This is a genomic window from Pristimantibacillus sp. PTI5, from assembly GCF_048572955.1.
In the GTDB taxonomy this organism is placed as follows: domain Bacteria; phylum Bacillota; class Bacilli; order Paenibacillales; family Paenibacillaceae; genus Pristimantibacillus.
The window spans coordinates 4,243,738-4,258,228 of sequence record NZ_CP183886.1 but is presented as its reverse complement, the minus strand read 5'-3'; the positions used below and the strand labels follow the sequence as shown (position 1 = coordinate 4,258,228).

Here is a 14,491-nt window from a genome sequence, read left to right as displayed (position 1 = left end):
ACTCTCCTGGTTGTTCAAATGTTAGCTGCCCAGCATCGGCATGTTCGTGAAAGCGACTGCCGCTTCCTCCGTTCCATGCAGCTCAAAGACGATGATTTCATTTTCCCCTAGGCGCAGTAACGGAGCTGGGACATACAGCGTTTGCCCCGGGCCTTTGTTCCAATAGCGCCCCAAATGAAAACCGTTCACGAATACGATCCCCTTCGTCCAGCCGCCCATAGCAAGGAAGGTATCTCCGAGCTCGTTGATGCTCAGGCTGCCTCGGTAGAAAGCAGGGCGGTTTGTTTCGGAAACCTCCTTATAGGTGAGCGAAGACAGCTCCTCCATCTGAAGCGGGTGGATTACCCAATCGAACAGGAATTGAAAGCCAAGCCGGACGCCCTCCGTAATGCCTTTGCGGTCCTTCAAGTATGGGCCGTAATTGATTCTCCCCATGTTCTCGACCACGATGCGGAGCTCGGCCCCGCCAGCCGGAACCTCGAAGGAAACGGTTTGCTCCTCCGCTGAGCGTTCAATGACTCCGATAAATTCGCCGTTCACGTAGATAAGCGCCCGATCCCGCACCTCCTGAAGATGAAGCTGCTCCTTGGGCCTTGGCCCGGATATCCAGGTCGTATACGCAATAAAGCCGTAGCTTTGCCCTACCTTCTCCATCGGCAGCGGCGACGGCGACGGAATAGCGGCCGAAAGCACATCCAGATGCTCGAATAATGCCGCCTGCCCGGTCAAAGCGACCTTTCCGTAATTGTTGACCGGCACAGACTCAGGAAGCTTTAGCTCGCCTATTTCCATGTATCTTGAAAGCACCTCGCGGACGGCATAAAATTTGTCCGTCGGCCGCCCCGCTTCATCGAGCAGCGCATCGTAATCATAGCTCGTCGTCGTTGGCTCGTAATGATCGCGGAGCTGGGCGTTCGCTCCGTTATAGAAGCCGAAATTCGTCCCGCCGTGAAATAAATAAAAGTTGACGGAAGCATCCGCCCGCAGCATCTCGTCGAATACGGCGGCTGCATCCGCGGCATCCCGCGTATGATGCTCCTCACCCCAATGATCGAACCACCCGTTCCAATATTCCATGCACATGAGCGGATGCCCCTGCTGGTATTCGATCAGCTTAGCGAAGGCAGCATCCGGCCCCGACCCGAAATTTACGGTAGCCAGCACGCCCGGGACGGAGCCGCCTTGCAGCAAGGCATCGGTCGGACCGTCCGAGGTGAACAGCAGCACATCGATTCCCCGCTGCTGCATCGCATCATGCAAATAAACCAAATAGTTACGGTCATTGCCGTAGCTGCCGTATTCGTTCTCGATCTGCATGGCAATGACCGGTCCGCCATTCGTGCATAGAAAAGGAACAAGCCTCGGCAGCAGCTCATCGAAATAAGCGTCTACTTTTTCTAAGTACGGCTTATAGCTGCAGCGCAGCTGCATATCCGAATCGGCAAGCAGCCAGGCCGGCAGGCCTCCGAATTCCCACTCCGCACAGATGTAAGGGCTGGGACGAACGATGACGAACAATCCAAGCCTGGCAGCGATCCCGATAAACATCTCCATATCGGCTAGGCCGTCAAAGCAAAATTGTCCCTGCTTCGGCTCATGCAAATTCCAAGGAATATACGTCTCCACCGTATTAAATCCGCAGGCCTTGAGCTTCAGCAGCCGATCCTCCCAGTATTCAGGCACTACTCGAAAATAGTGAATGGCGCCGGATACGATACGAATCGGCTCGCCGTTATACGTAAATTCGTTTCCGCTCATGCTGAACGTACCCATTACCACACCAGCTCCCAGAATGCTATTTTCTTCCGATTCCACGTATACGTGACGTACAGCTTACCGCCCGCTTCAATAATAGCCGGATAGGAAAACTCGCCCTCTCCTTCTTCCAGAACGAGCGCTTGCTGCCAGGATACGCCCTCATCCGCGGAGAGGCTGACGACAAGCGGCGTCCTCGGACCCCAGTTTGCCCCGACCGGATTATGGACGAGCGCGAGCATGCCGTCCGCTGTCTTCACCAGATCGATCCCGCTGTTGTTGTTAGGCAGCATGGTCGCATACGCCTCGCGCCAGGTTTTGCCCCCGTCCACCGAATCACTGCGGTAAATGAAGCCTTCCGTGCTGCGAAGCAGCATATGAACGTGATTCGGCTGCGATTCCCATAGCGTCGGCTGGATAATGCCCTTGCCCGGCTCCCGCGAAACCCCTGCCTGGATGATGTTGCTGCTCGTCCACGTCTCTCCCGCATCCGGGGATATGTCCACGAAAGCCTCCCACGCTGCCTGCTCCAGCGAAGCGGGCGCCGCCCAAGCGCCATTTTGCAAAATAATCGGTTTATTCCTTACAGGGCCCCTGCCTCCGCGGTCTCCTTGAACAAGCTCCCTTGGCTGTGACCATGTCCGGCCCTCGTCGGTCGAAACCGCCACTCGCGTATACCATTCCGAAAACGTATGACCCACCTTATAAAATAAATAAACGGTTCCGTCCCCCGATGTAAACAAGACCGGATTCCAATGCGGCAGGCCCGCTTCCTCCGCCGCTTTGACGGGAGGAGACCATGTGCCCTTATGGCGGCGGGAAATCCATATATCGACATCCGGATCTCCCTCGCAGGTTCCTCCGAACCATGCCGCCAGCAAATCTCCGCCGGATAAATGGGTAAGCGTAGAAGCATGGCAGCTTGTGAAACCATCATTTTGTTCGAAAATAAAGCTTTTTGTACCGGTAAGTGCAGCCATTCGCGACCTCCTCGCAAGCAATGATGACTAACGCCGTATTCATTTCGGCCGCATCCGCCCGCACTGAATTGCAACACCATGCTGCTGTTGCATTGCTTTGACCATAATCGGTTTTTGCGCGGTGCTCAACGGGAGAAATTCAACCTTTTCTCCTTTTTCCAGCTGCTTCCCCTATAACTAAGCGATCCAGGCGGATAAGCAACTTCTCTATTTTCCAACCGCCCTGCGCAGGGTGAAAAAGGTGAACTTCTCCCTGCATCCTCGCCGATTGTAAATGGCTGACGCCATCCTTGGCGGCGAAATATAAGCATCTTATAAAGCTAAAAAAAGAAGCCGTACGGTCTTTGCAGACCGCACGGCTTCTCTCCTACAGCATTCCTTTGCTATTCAACAAGCACGTCATTCAATCGTACAATCGTCATGTAAGCTTGCTGGCGCGTGTACGTCCCTTTGGGACTGAAATTGTTATTTCCCGTTCCATTCATAACCTCGTACGTAAAAACAAAATCAACGCTTGGCTTCGCCCAGCTTGCGATCGTCTTGCTGTCTGCAAATGCCGAGGCATCAGCGGCCACGTCATAGCCCAGCACTTCTGCCGTATTTGCCAGCATTACGGCTGCCTCTTGTCTTGTGATGCTTCCGTTAGGATCGAATATACCGTTCCCTTTGCCGTTTACGATGCCCATCAGGTTCGCGGCGATCACTTCCTTGATGCTTGTATCCGTAAACGGATTATCGCTGAGGCTGACTTCATTTTCTACCAAAATCTCATCGATCGTCTGACCGGTTTTTACCTCCAGCAATCGGATGATGATTTTTGCAAAATCAGCGCGCGTTATTTTTTGCTTGTAGCTGCCCTGCAGCTCAGTCGGAACGAGGTTTGCCGCGATTGCCGCTTCTACTTCCGTTTTCGCCCATGTATCGGGCTGGTCCCCTGCAGCTGTACCCTTGTCAATTTTGAAGAAATAACTGGTCTGATCGCCGGTTGCCTCATCCCAAATGAACAATTCATAATAAGGAACGCCATATTCGAAGGTAACGGTTGCCGTCGTATTGGCGGTTAACCCATTGACAAGCTCCTTCGTGCCGTTAACGGTCCAAGGAACGGGATCCGCTACGAGAATCCCGTTCTCCAGGCTGTAGCCCAGTACGATAACACTTGTATCCACCTTTGCCGTGAAGCTCAATACCGCTTTATCCGGTACTAATGTCGATGTTATCTGAAGATCCTCATAAATATCCCCGAGATCGTCAATCGTTAATGTTTCCGTTACTTCGCCAAGCTTCTTCGATATCGAATACGTATACTTGTCCTTTGAAATCTCTGCTGCCGCTGCCGGCATTACGAAAGATAACGCCATTAAACACACGGCCATCATCATAAAAATAGCTTTGTTTCTTCTTTTCATGGTTAACCTCCAAGTGAATTGTGATATATACCTGCTATCAATTCCACAATACACTTGGAAAATCCTTCATTTCCGACAAAATATCGTTAATTCTGTGCCGCGTTTCAAGGCGGTTATAAGAACTGATGGCGCTGTATAAGCTCCCTCTTCAGTTCCCATGCGGCTTCGCTTAAATTTACCCGGTAAGCCTCCGCGTTCAGCTTGCGCAGATATTGCGGCCAAAACAGCTCGAACTGCTCCTGATGATAGCTGCGGATCTGCTCCAAGCTCGGCATTCCGTACACCAGCTCGCCTTGGGAAAAGATCGTCTTTAACAGCGGAATGGCTTCAAAATGCTCAATGTATTTATGAATATAAGGATGAATGGGGTCAAACAGCTTTAGCTTCGCTCCGTCATGGATATGCTGTTCACCCTTCAGCGTAATATAATCCGCCTCTGCTTTTCCCGTCTCCGTATTCACGATGCGATACAGCTCCTTGAAGCCCGGCGTCGATACCTTCTCGGGATTAGCCGATATTTTGATCACGGGCTCATAGCTGCCGTTTTTCTCACGCGCGACCAGCTTGTACACGCCGCCAAGCGAAGGCTGGTCTGCCGCGGTAATCAGCTTCGTTCCAACGCCCCATACGTCAATCTTTGCTCCTTGCGACTTCAGATTCGCAATAATAACTTCGTCGAGGTCATTGGATGCCACGATCTGCACATAGGAATAACCTGCCTCGTCCAGCATTTTCCGCGACATCTGGGAGAGATACGCCAGATCGCCGCTATCGAGACGGATCGCGTTCATTCGCTTTCCCTGCTGCTCCAGCAGCCCGGCGATCTTAATCGCGTTCGGCACGCCGCTTTTGAGCGTGTTATACGTATCCACCAGCAGCGTCACTTGATCAGGCAGCGATTCCGCATAAAGGCGAAACGCCTCCTCCTCCGAATCATGCCCCTGCACCCAGGAATGGGCATGCGTCCCTTTGGCGGGAATGCCGAAGAGCATGCCGGCGCGCATATTGGATGTGGCATGGAAGCCGGCGATATAGGAGGCTCTCGCTCCCCAAATCGCGGCATCCGTCTCCTGCGCACGTCTTGTTCCGAACTCCAGCAGCACGTCATCCGGCGCAACCTGCTTGATACGCGCCGCCTTCGTCGCAATCAAAGTTTGATAGTTCATCATGTTAAGAATCGCGGTTTCCACCAGCTGCGCCTCAAATATGCGGGCCTCCACGCAGAGCAGCGGCTCGTTCGCAAACACAAGCGTTCCTTCCTCTACGGCATACAGATTGCCGGTGAACCGGAAATGCCGCAGCTCTTCCAGAAACTCTTCTTTGTAATTTTCTTCTTGGGCACGCAAATATGTAATTTCTTCGTCTCCGAACCGAAGCGATTGGATATAAGAAACGATTCTCTCTAGTCCAGCAAAGACAGCGAAGCCGTTGCCGAAGGGCAGCTTGCGGAAATACGCCTCAAAAACCGCTTTCTCATTCGAGCTGCCTTGCAGCCAGTGCGCGTACATCATATTGATTTGATATTTATCGGTATGAAGCGTCAAGTTCGAATAGTTCATCCCATTAACTCCCTTCCTTAGTACTCTTTCCATTCCCCGTCGCTTTCACTCTTCGCCTGCGTATACGACAGCTGCCGCTATTCTCTTATATAAACAAAAATAGCGCCGATGAGACGGATGACTCCTCTCAATAGCGCATGATGCTTTAACCTGCCTATTCAGCTTTCGGCCATCGCATTATTTAAACCAGCCCTTCTCCTTAAAACGAGTAATCGCTTCAATGCGGTTACTGACATCGAGCTTATCGAGAATGACGGATATATAGTTGCGGACTGTCCCGGTCGTAATAAAAAGCTCGCTCGCAATTTCCTTCGTATTCTTGCCGTCCGCGACGAGTACCAGCACTTCCTTCTCGCGCTCCGTTAACGGATTTTCCTGGCCGTAAGCCTCATCGACTAGCTCGGAAGCAAAGATGCGACGTCCGGCCATGACGCTGCGTATCGAATTCGCCAGCTCCTCGCTTGGGCTGTCCTTCAGCAGATAGCCGCTCACGCCCGCCTTGAGCGCGCGTTCAAAGTAGCCAGACCGCGCAAAGGTGGTCAAAATAATGACCTTGCAGTCCTGCCCTTTCAGCTCCTCGGCAGCATCGAGTCCGGTCTTCGCCGGCATCTCAATATCCATGATGCAAATGTCGGGCTTATGCTGATGAACAAGATTTATGGCGTCTTCTCCATTGCTCGCTCTTCCGACGACCTTCATGTCCTCTTCCAAATCAAGCAAGGAAGCAAGGGCGCCCAGCAGCATGCGCTGATCCTCGGCAATGACGATTCTAATCATAACCCTCAATCCCTTCTATCGCTAAGCATTAGATTTGTTTGATTACGTTCGGTATCCGTATATTCAGCGCTGCTCCGTCATTGTTCACGATTTCCAAGCTGCCGTTTACGAATTCAAGCCGCTCCTTCATCCCTTGAAGGCCATGTCCCCCGTAATTTCTTGCTTCCTCCGGGATGCCTACCCCGTTGTCCTTCACCTTGAGCAGCAGCTCTGTGCGCGAGGTTTGAATCGTTACGGTACAGGTTGAAGCGCCGCTGTGCTTCACCACATTCGTCACTGCTTCCTTCAAGCACATGCTGAGCACATTTTCAGTCAATAGATCCGTCGTACCGAGCTTTAAGTCTCCTTCGAGCTCGAATTCGATTTCAGCCGCCTTCAGAATCTGCTTCACCCGAAACATTTCGTCCTCGATTCGGGTGCCGCGCATCTGCGTTACCATTTCCCGTACTTCCTTGAGCGCCGTCCTCGCCGTTTGGCGGACATCGTTGATTTCAGCCTGCGCTTGCGCCGGGTTTTTAACCATCAGCTTTCCGGCGAGATCGCTTTTCAACCCGATTAAGGAAAGCTTTTGTCCGAGGGTATCATGCAGATCCCGCGCGATCCGCTGTCTCTCCTCCAGCTTAACCAGCTCTGAAATCCGCTTGTTCGCATCCTCAAGCTGCCCTTCAAGCTGTCCCTGCTTAATTTTGTTGTAGGTGTTGAAGGGAAGCAAAATAACGACGATCAGACTGATAAGTATGAACGGAAACTGCGTGAAAAACAGCGTGTTCTGCGTGGCAAAGCCATAATTGACGGTAATAAACGTACTGACGATATGAATCGCGTACAGCGTAAAAAAGCCGGCCCGGTTCTGAATGTTCCCGATGAAAAAAGCGAGAAAAATCGAAAAATAGACGTAGCTGAACAACAAGGTCATCGCGATCGATATGACAATTTGCACACTCGTCCAGAAGTAAACGAGCCACCCTTTCGATACAAAAGATAACCGGTAACATATAAAAAACAGGATAATCATGATAATGCCCGATACCGCCTCATAGGGCGTCGATGAGCGAAAGATAAAGTAAAAAGGAAGAATACAGAAGACGACCCAAACGTAAGGGCTGAGACCTGTGTTTTTATGAAAAATCTGATACCACTTGTTCATGGTCGTCCATCCTTCTATTAATCCGGTTTAAGGTTACGGTTCAATGAATAGTTCCATTTTATCATATACATCTATTCAAGTATTTATTTTCCTTATCGCTGTACATAAGAGAAGCCAGCCTGTGAGGGCATGGCTTCATTTGGTATATGCGAACAGCTATTTGAATTTCAAGCTCGGCTGCGATGCTTTCACCTTGTCTGAAGCATTTTGCATCTTACGAAGGCGATGCTTGATGCCTTTGAAGCTGACGAACTTTTTGTCGGTTTCGTCCCAAAGGCGGAATTGAAGCGACTCTAGGCTCTCGCCAATTGTAATCGTCGTTGCTTTATGAAGCGGCGGCGTCGCATTATGCGCCTTCTCCAAATTATAGTTAGGAACCTTAGGGCTCAAATGGTGAACATGGTGGAAGCCGATGTTGCCGGTAATCCATTGGAGTACTTTAGGCAGCTTGTAGTAAGAGCTTCCGTCAACCGCTGCTTTTACATAGCTCCATTCGTCTTCGGTTTCAAAGTAGGAATCTTCGAATTGATGCTGTACGTAGAACAACCAGATGCCAAGCAAGCCTGATACAAAAAATACGGGACCTTGCACGAGCAGAAACGCTTGCCAGCCGATTGCCCAAATGAGCAGAGCATAAACGCCGACGATCAAAGCATTCGTTAAATGGGTGTTCATACGTTCCTTGCGTTTAGCGCCTTTTACATTAAAGCGGTATTGAATAAGGAATACGCCGATTGGACCTAGCCCGAACATAACCAAAGGATGACGGTACATCCGATAGGCGATACGGCGCATTAACGGCGCTGCCGCATATTCTTCTACGGTAAGGATCCACAAATCGCCGACACCCCGTTTATCGAGGTTGCTGCTCGTCGCATGATGGATCGAATGCGAGTTTTTCCACTGTCTATAAGGAACAAGCGTGATGACGCCTGTAATGGTGCCTATAATATCATTTGCTTTTTTGCTTTTGAAGAATGAGCCATGACAACAGTCATGGAAGATGATGAATGTCCGAATAACGAAACCAGAAGTAAGCAGCACGAGTGGAGCGGTAAGCCAGTACGATATCGAGAGACTATAGTAAGCGGCATACCAGAGCAGAACGAGTGGCACTAAGGTGTTAATAAGCTGTCTGATGCTCGACTTTAAATCCGTTTTCTCAAATGGGGCAACTTCTTTTTTCAGGTGAGCATGTTTCGGCTCTGTCATCGCATTCTTCCTCCTCAATATGACGCTTGGAGAGTATCTCGAACGTCTATCGCAGTATTCTAACTTAATTGTAAAGAAAAGTGTCAGGTACTTGTAGTCATAAACGTCAATACGAGGGCATGACAAATGTCATATACGACATGAATCTGCCGCCTTTCATCCGCTAGTTTTTACCATTCGAAGGATTTTTCATTCACCAAAAAAGCTGCTGTTGGAAAAGTCCGGGACTTTTCCAACAGCAGCTTATTCGTTACCAATAAATTGTAAAAGGAGGCTTCCCGCTTACGTCTATAGGCACTTCTTTCGAAGAAATGCCTGCGGCGGCGCCGGTTAATATATCTTTTTCGAAGCCGATGCTGTCCAGCTTCATCGTACGCGTGGCTTTGAGAAGGAATTTCGGCTCGCCCTCCACCGGAAAGGTCAGGCTGCCGCCGGCTTTGCCGTTGTTTGCCGCTACGGCTTCTCTGGCTGCCGCTTCAACCTGTCCAGCCTCGCGCCTAATGACATCATAGAGAAGCTCGCCATTCTTTCGCGCAGTGAATTCATCCGCGAAGTAGCTTTCCTTGGCAACAAGCAGCCAATGCTCTTCCTTATCGAAGGTTTCATTCGTAATTAAATTACGCAGCTCTGGACTGTCGATCAAGTCCTCAAGCTTAAGCGCCGGTACCGGAGGAATGATTGAACCGGTTGGACCGCCTTCCGCTTCGCTTCCGCTCTCAGGCAATGGGGATTCTCCCTCGGTGTCTGGCACTGCAGGCTTAAGCAGCTCGCTGTATTCCAGAAGAAAAGCTTCGATTTCATTCTCCGCCTTGTCCTGCATTGCCTCCTCATATTCCTCCCGTATCGTCTGAACGGCAGTCAGCGATGCGGCATCGGCGATATTTTGGGCTTGGCGCTTCTCAATAAAGACGGTAAAAAAATAGAACAAATAAACGCTGACGATGATCACAAGCGCCAAGGTGCCTATCGCCAGCAGCGACATGCTTCCGCGCTCATTCTTCACGGCTGCAGCGATACCGCTCCGACAGGAATCTCCCTTCACTTTAAGCATCACCCTTCTTACTGCTCGTTCTTGTCGCTGTACGATACAATCCATTGCGCCGCTTCCGCTCTTGTAACCGATCCTTGCGGATTCAGCTTCGGCGTTTTGCCGAACACGGCCGTGTACGATACCTCTTCATTGGTTAAATATTGATCGACGGCCCGGATGAAGATTTGGCCGACCTTATCCCCGTCTCCGTAAGGTTTCAAGCTAAGCTCCGCGGATGCGAGCGGAATAATCGGATCGATTACGCTATCCGCGCTTTGATACCAAGCCCAGAGCAGACACAGCTCTTCGCGGGTAAGCTCCTTATCCAGCTTCATGGATTGATCCGGGAATCCGGTGATAACCCCGGCTTGGTGCAGCCCTTCTACCAGCTCAAAATCAGCATGCTCCTTCGGCACGTCGATGAAGCTTGGCGCCGAAGGTTTATAAGGCTTAATGCCTTTGTCGTCATAGCCGTACATCCAATGAATGAATTCCGATCTTGTAATCGCCTCGTTTGGCCGGAAATTACCGTCTGCATCCGGAGTTATGCTCCCGCTTTGCAACAGCTGTGTAATGTACGTTTCAGACGCATGCCCTGCGATATCATGAACCTGGATGGGCTCCGGCTGCGCAGATTCCTCCGGCGTCTCCGCGCTTTGCTCCTCTTCATCGGATGGAGCGTTATCTGCCGTCGGTACCGGCGAAGGCGCTTCGGCGTTAGCGGCGTTGGCATTGGCAGGCACTCCGCCCTCCTTAGGCTCCGCTCCTCCGAAGCAGCCTGCAAGCATAACGGCAGCGAGGCTCATGGATAAAAATAATAAAGCCATTCTATTATGCAACGATGATACACATCCTTTTCTACGGCTGTCGCTAATTCATATACCTCCACAAAGCTATAATAACGCCTGCGGCGGCAACTAATCCGATTCGCATGTTATAGGCTTTTCGCGTATCGGCATCTGCTTTGACATACATCGCCATCAAAAGCAGCAGGCCTGGAATGTATACGACAATCAATATAATGACTGCGGCTTGGAAGCTCACAACATCACGATCGCCGGCCAAGTAGCATAATACAAGAAAAACAACCGCAAAAATACCGGTATTCCACCATACGCCGCGAAGCAGCTGCTTATCCTCCAGCTCCCGGATCCGCTTCAGCATCCCATTCACTTCCCTAATCCGAATTTATCCTTAACCGGCTCTTCAATCGCTTTCTCCGTGAGCTTCTCGACGATTTTCTGCTTGTTCTCCATCTGTGTCAGCTTTTCTTGGTTCTCCAGCAGCCGGTCATACTGGTTTTGGGTAACCTGATGGCCGTCTTGGCCCCAGTGACGAACCGAATTGGGGTTCGCGCCGTTATTCCAGAGCCGGTCCAGCTGCACATTCGTCATTTTTTTGTTGCCGATGTTCGAGGAATCTACCGTGATGCCTCTGGCCTCAAGATCGGACAGCGCCGTGCCTACCTGTTCATTCGTCCGCCAGCGGTTTAAACGGAAGCCAAGCAGCGGCTGCAGGATAAATGCTTTAAAAAAACCAACCTGCGACGCAGTCCCCGCATCCGCGTTCTCGCGCTTAAGCAGCACATTGATCGTCATGGACTCAAAAGCGCTCGCAACAAACGAGGACAACCGTTTCCCCAGCTTGCTCAGAGCCTGCTTGCCGACGATATCTCCGATTTTATCAAAAATAAGCGCCCCCGTGACACTTTCCGCGAGCATGAGCGCACCTTCTTGAAGGCCTGGCATTTCTCCTTCAAAAGCAAGCTTGCTGAATACGCTCGTTCCCATGTTAAGCAAGACCGTAAAACCGAACGTTTTCGACACGATCGTCGATTTGAGCGTTGCGACCGGCGTACGCGCTAATGCGGTAAGGCCGCTTCTAAGCGCGCCGAATGCTCCCTTCGCAAAGGTTGCGATTCGCGAGCCGGCGGCCCGCAAAGCTCCCCGTACCCCCACATTCGTAATGAGCTGCCAACCTCCGCGGAAAGCCGCGGCAATTCCAGCTTGGCCGATGGAAATAACCGATACCGCGGCCAGTCCGCCGATTCCGATGCCTTTCAGGAAATTAAAGGAATCCCCTGCATATAAAGCATATACTGCTCCCGCGATTATACCCGCGGCAGCAGCTACAATCAATAAAGGAATGCCAATCGTTACGCCAAGCACTGCCGCGACCGCTACGACAACGACAATAACGATTGCAGCTCCAATGGCGCCGGCCAATGCTCCCGTCGCCGCTTGCTTAACATGATTAAAGAAACTCTCATACCAAGGCTTGTTTTCGGGGTCCTTCGTGCTCTGCGCATCGGTATCCGACGTCTCTGTATTCTCAGTTCCCGTGTCCTCTGTTCCTGTATCCTCTGTTCCTGTATCCTCTGTTCCTGTATTCTCTGTTCCTGTGTTCTCAGTACCTGTGTTCCCTGTTCCCGTTTGGCCCGTGCTGCCGGCTTCTCCCGTTTGCGGATCAGTGACGCCCGGCGTGCTGCCGCCTCCGCCCGATCCCGGAAGCAGCGGACCTTGAGGATCATTCGTTCCGCCCGGTGCCCCCCCGCTGCCTGGCTGCCCATCATCAGCATCAGCGCTGCCTGGCTGCTCGGGGGATTGAGGGTTTGCCCCGTCTATCCCGCCGCCTTCCGGAGGCCCATCCCCTTTACCGTCGACGGATCCGCCCTTCGAGCCGCCGCCCGAATCATAGCCCGGAAGCTGCCCGCTTCCGCCCGGCGTGTCAGGCAATCCCCCTTGGCCAGTGCCTGGATCGGTATCGCCTACTTCATAGGTCGGGGGATTGACGTTGGAGCCGTCCGGTACGGCTGTATCCACAATGATTGGAGCAGCCGGGACGCTTTTGTCGGGAATCGTGTAGGAATCAAGCTGTGAATCAATATCAGCATCTTCCGCAAAAGCAGAAGGAACCGCTGCACATATCCATATTAAGATGGTCAACGCAAGCAGGAAGCGCTGTTTCGAGCTTCTTCGCATCGTAATCACAACCTCTCAGCCAGCAGGCTATTCCAACTCTTCCTTACGCACCGTCACTTCTGACGAGACGGGAAGCGAAATGCCGGAGGATCGAAATAATCCTCCTGTCACGATGGGAGATTCCAGCGTAACCTTAACGGTGACATAGGTATCCGACCCGGAAATATACTCATGCTTAGATAGGCTGTTCACCTTATATTTACCCGCTGCGTTGCGAACCGCAGCCTCGTAATTCGCCCCTGACGTAAGTTCAACCATGGCAGCGCGCGCTCCCTCCATTGCGACTTGCTTTGCAACGACAACGGTCACGCCTGCATAGACGAATTGGGTAACGATTAATATCATTAACAAAAATAAAGGCAGCACCCCGACAAATTCAATCGCTTGGGAGCCCTGCTCATTTCCGGCCATCCGCCTCAAACGGCCGAGATGATCTTCTCGGCCTCTTTTGCGGGTACGGTTAAAGACTGATTTTATCGATAAAGTCCTTAAGCTTATCAACCAATTTTTTCGCAATTCCATCACCGTCGCTTCCAAACAGCTTAATCATCGCGAGAATGAGTACGACAGCAAGGGCAGCAACCCCGATATATTCGATAGCTTGCGCGCCGCGCTGATTTTTTGTATGATTCCATATTTGAACTGATTTGCCGTATAGTTTGATTCCGATATTCGTCAGCATGATCCGTTCACCTCCTCTCCTATTTACATGTTGAATGCATCCCAAGAAATGCCGAGCCCTTCCGGGTTATACATAAAGTTAAGAACAAGCAATCCGATTACGCACAGGATGACGGCCGGCAGGATCACAAAGGTCGTAATAAGCGTCACCTTAGGACCGGCCTTCGCAGCCCTTTCCTTAATTCGCCCGATACGCGATTCGCGCATGTCTTCGGCAAGCAGCTTGAACGTATTGGCTATCGGAACGCCCAGCTTGCTGCCTTGAATCAAGGACAGGATAAGGGTCTCCAAATCCTTGCATTGATTGCGGTGCATTAAGCGCAGATAGGCCTGCTCTCTCGGCACCCCAATATCCAGCTCCTGCTGGAAGCGGCTCATTTCCTCTTGCAGAGGCCCATCCATCGTCTTCACGATTTGCTTCATCGCGGGATCCAGCGGCACGCCAGCTTGCAGCGTCACGCTCATCGCATCCATGAAGTCAGGAAGCTCAATCGCGATTTGCTCTTGTCTGCGTGCGGCAGCCGAGCGAATCCACATCGGCGGAAACACAAGGCCTGCCGCGAACAGAGCTAGAATCGTACCGCCGCCGCCTATGCCGAGCCAAGACAAAATCGTTCCTCCGAACAGACCGGAGAACAGGCACAAAAAACGAAATCCGTAATAGGAATCAAGCTGCAAGCCTCCAGGATAGCCGGCTAACGCTATTTTCCGCTCCAGCTCCTCCTCGTTCGAGAACATCCGGAAGCGGCGCCCGAGCGGCGCAAGCTGCTTGGACCATGCGAAAACCCGCACCGAGAAGCGATTGGTCCATTTTTCTTTCTTTTTCCGCTCCAGCTTGATCAGGCCCAGCCGCTTAAGCAGCGCTATGCGATGAAGACGGTATCGCCAGAACAGCAGCATGGATAAGCACCAAACCGCGAATCCCGCATACAACAAAGCCTCAGTCCACTCATTCATATC

General features: G+C 51.6%; 14 protein-coding genes. All 14 read right to left on the bottom strand.

Annotated elements, in window-relative coordinates; genetic code table 11:
- Nucleotides 1-21: 21 nt before the first annotated feature.
- The 14 genes from ACN6MW_RS18950 to ACN6MW_RS18885 all read right to left on the bottom strand — a co-directional run bounded on the left by ACN6MW_RS18950 (nucleotide 22) and on the right by ACN6MW_RS18885 (nucleotide 14,488).
- Nucleotides 22-1,773 carry a glycoside hydrolase family 35 protein gene (locus ACN6MW_RS18950; RefSeq protein WP_419871602.1) on the bottom strand — a complete coding sequence of 584 codons (1,752 nt, stop codon included), beginning with the start codon at nucleotides 1,771-1,773 and terminating at the stop codon, nucleotides 22-24.
- The gene (locus ACN6MW_RS18945; protein WP_419871601.1) at nucleotides 1,773-2,735 is read right to left on the bottom strand and encodes a sialidase family protein; all 963 of its coding nucleotides are present in this window, start codon (nucleotides 2,733-2,735) and stop codon (nucleotides 1,773-1,775) included. The genes ACN6MW_RS18950 and ACN6MW_RS18945 overlap by 1 nt, the downstream gene beginning before the upstream one ends.
- A gap of 383 nt (nucleotides 2,736-3,118) precedes the next feature.
- A complete protein-coding gene (locus ACN6MW_RS18940) occupies nucleotides 3,119-4,144 on the bottom strand; it encodes an S-layer homology domain-containing protein (RefSeq protein ID WP_419871600.1) in 1,026 nt (341 codons plus the stop codon).
- Between the two features lie 113 nt (nucleotides 4,145-4,257).
- Complete coding sequence (locus ACN6MW_RS18935; RefSeq protein ID WP_419871599.1) at nucleotides 4,258-5,703, bottom strand: nicotinate phosphoribosyltransferase; 1,446 nt, start codon at nucleotides 5,701-5,703, stop codon at nucleotides 4,258-4,260.
- A gap of 177 nt (nucleotides 5,704-5,880) precedes the next feature.
- Complete coding sequence (locus ACN6MW_RS18930; protein ID WP_419871598.1) at nucleotides 5,881-6,480, bottom strand: response regulator; 600 nt, start codon at nucleotides 6,478-6,480, stop codon at nucleotides 5,881-5,883.
- 28 nt (nucleotides 6,481-6,508) lie between these two features.
- Entirely contained in the window at nucleotides 6,509-7,627 is a 1,119-nt protein-coding gene (locus ACN6MW_RS18925) for a sensor histidine kinase (protein WP_419871597.1), read from the bottom strand.
- Between the two features lie 156 nt (nucleotides 7,628-7,783).
- Complete coding sequence (locus ACN6MW_RS18920) at nucleotides 7,784-8,839, bottom strand: fatty acid desaturase (protein ID WP_419871596.1); 1,056 nt, start codon at nucleotides 8,837-8,839, stop codon at nucleotides 7,784-7,786.
- Nucleotides 8,840-9,089: 250 nt separating this feature from the next.
- Nucleotides 9,090-9,890, bottom strand: a complete 801-nt coding sequence (locus ACN6MW_RS18915) for a pilus assembly protein TadG-related protein (RefSeq protein WP_419871595.1) — start codon at nucleotides 9,888-9,890, stop codon at nucleotides 9,090-9,092.
- A gap of 8 nt (nucleotides 9,891-9,898) precedes the next feature.
- Complete coding sequence (locus tag ACN6MW_RS18910) at nucleotides 9,899-10,708, bottom strand: S-layer homology domain-containing protein (RefSeq protein WP_419871594.1); 810 nt, start codon at nucleotides 10,706-10,708, stop codon at nucleotides 9,899-9,901.
- Nucleotides 10,709-10,739: 31 nt separating this feature from the next.
- Nucleotides 10,740-11,033, bottom strand: coding sequence for a hypothetical protein (locus ACN6MW_RS18905; RefSeq protein ID WP_419871593.1), 294 nt, complete (start codon nucleotides 11,031-11,033; stop codon nucleotides 10,740-10,742).
- Between the two features lie 5 nt (nucleotides 11,034-11,038).
- Nucleotides 11,039-12,850 (bottom strand): hypothetical protein, encoded by a 1,812-nt coding sequence (locus tag ACN6MW_RS18900; RefSeq protein WP_419871592.1) that lies wholly within the window; start codon nucleotides 12,848-12,850, stop codon nucleotides 11,039-11,041.
- A 27-nt stretch (nucleotides 12,851-12,877) separates the two neighbouring features.
- On the bottom strand, nucleotides 12,878-13,261 hold the full coding sequence (locus ACN6MW_RS18895; protein WP_364154175.1) for a TadE/TadG family type IV pilus assembly protein: 384 nt from the start codon (nucleotides 13,259-13,261) through the stop codon (nucleotides 12,878-12,880).
- Nucleotides 13,262-13,310: 49 nt separating this feature from the next.
- On the bottom strand, nucleotides 13,311-13,532 hold the full coding sequence (locus ACN6MW_RS18890) for a Flp family type IVb pilin (RefSeq protein WP_419871591.1): 222 nt from the start codon (nucleotides 13,530-13,532) through the stop codon (nucleotides 13,311-13,313).
- Nucleotides 13,533-13,555: 23 nt separating this feature from the next.
- A complete protein-coding gene (locus ACN6MW_RS18885) occupies nucleotides 13,556-14,488 on the bottom strand; it encodes a type II secretion system F family protein (RefSeq protein WP_419871590.1) in 933 nt (310 codons plus the stop codon).
- Nucleotides 14,489-14,491: the final 3 nt, after the last annotated feature.

What these genes read in the sequence shown, in the direction of transcription:
- ACN6MW_RS18900 (WP_419871592.1), bottom strand. Translation starts at nt 12,850, where the DNA reads ATGCGAAGAAGCTCGAAACAGCGCTTCCTGCTTGCGTTGACCATCTTA.
- ACN6MW_RS18920 (WP_419871596.1), bottom strand. Translation starts at nt 8,839, where the DNA reads ATGACAGAGCCGAAACATGCTCACCTGAAAAAAGAAGTTGCCCCATTT.
- ACN6MW_RS18915 (WP_419871595.1), bottom strand. Translation starts at nt 9,890, where the DNA reads ATGCTTAAAGTGAAGGGAGATTCCTGTCGGAGCGGTATCGCTGCAGCC.
- ACN6MW_RS18940 (WP_419871600.1), bottom strand. Translation starts at nt 4,144, where the DNA reads ATGAAAAGAAGAAACAAAGCTATTTTTATGATGATGGCCGTGTGTTTA.
- ACN6MW_RS18945 (WP_419871601.1), bottom strand. Translation starts at nt 2,735, where the DNA reads ATGGCTGCACTTACCGGTACAAAAAGCTTTATTTTCGAACAAAATGAT.
- ACN6MW_RS18925 (WP_419871597.1), bottom strand. Translation starts at nt 7,627, where the DNA reads ATGAACAAGTGGTATCAGATTTTTCATAAAAACACAGGTCTCAGCCCT.
- ACN6MW_RS18930 (WP_419871598.1), bottom strand. Translation starts at nt 6,480, where the DNA reads ATGATTAGAATCGTCATTGCCGAGGATCAGCGCATGCTGCTGGGCGCC.
- ACN6MW_RS18905 (WP_419871593.1), bottom strand. Translation starts at nt 11,033, where the DNA reads ATGCTGAAGCGGATCCGGGAGCTGGAGGATAAGCAGCTGCTTCGCGGC.
- ACN6MW_RS18950 (WP_419871602.1), bottom strand. Translation starts at nt 1,773, where the DNA reads ATGGGTACGTTCAGCATGAGCGGAAACGAATTTACGTATAACGGCGAG.
- ACN6MW_RS18895 (WP_364154175.1), bottom strand. Translation starts at nt 13,261, where the DNA reads ATGGCCGGAAATGAGCAGGGCTCCCAAGCGATTGAATTTGTCGGGGTG.
- ACN6MW_RS18935 (WP_419871599.1), bottom strand. Translation starts at nt 5,703, where the DNA reads ATGAACTATTCGAACTTGACGCTTCATACCGATAAATATCAAATCAAT.
- ACN6MW_RS18885 (WP_419871590.1), bottom strand. Translation starts at nt 14,488, where the DNA reads ATGAATGAGTGGACTGAGGCTTTGTTGTATGCGGGATTCGCGGTTTGG.
- ACN6MW_RS18890 (WP_419871591.1), bottom strand. Translation starts at nt 13,532, where the DNA reads ATGCTGACGAATATCGGAATCAAACTATACGGCAAATCAGTTCAAATA.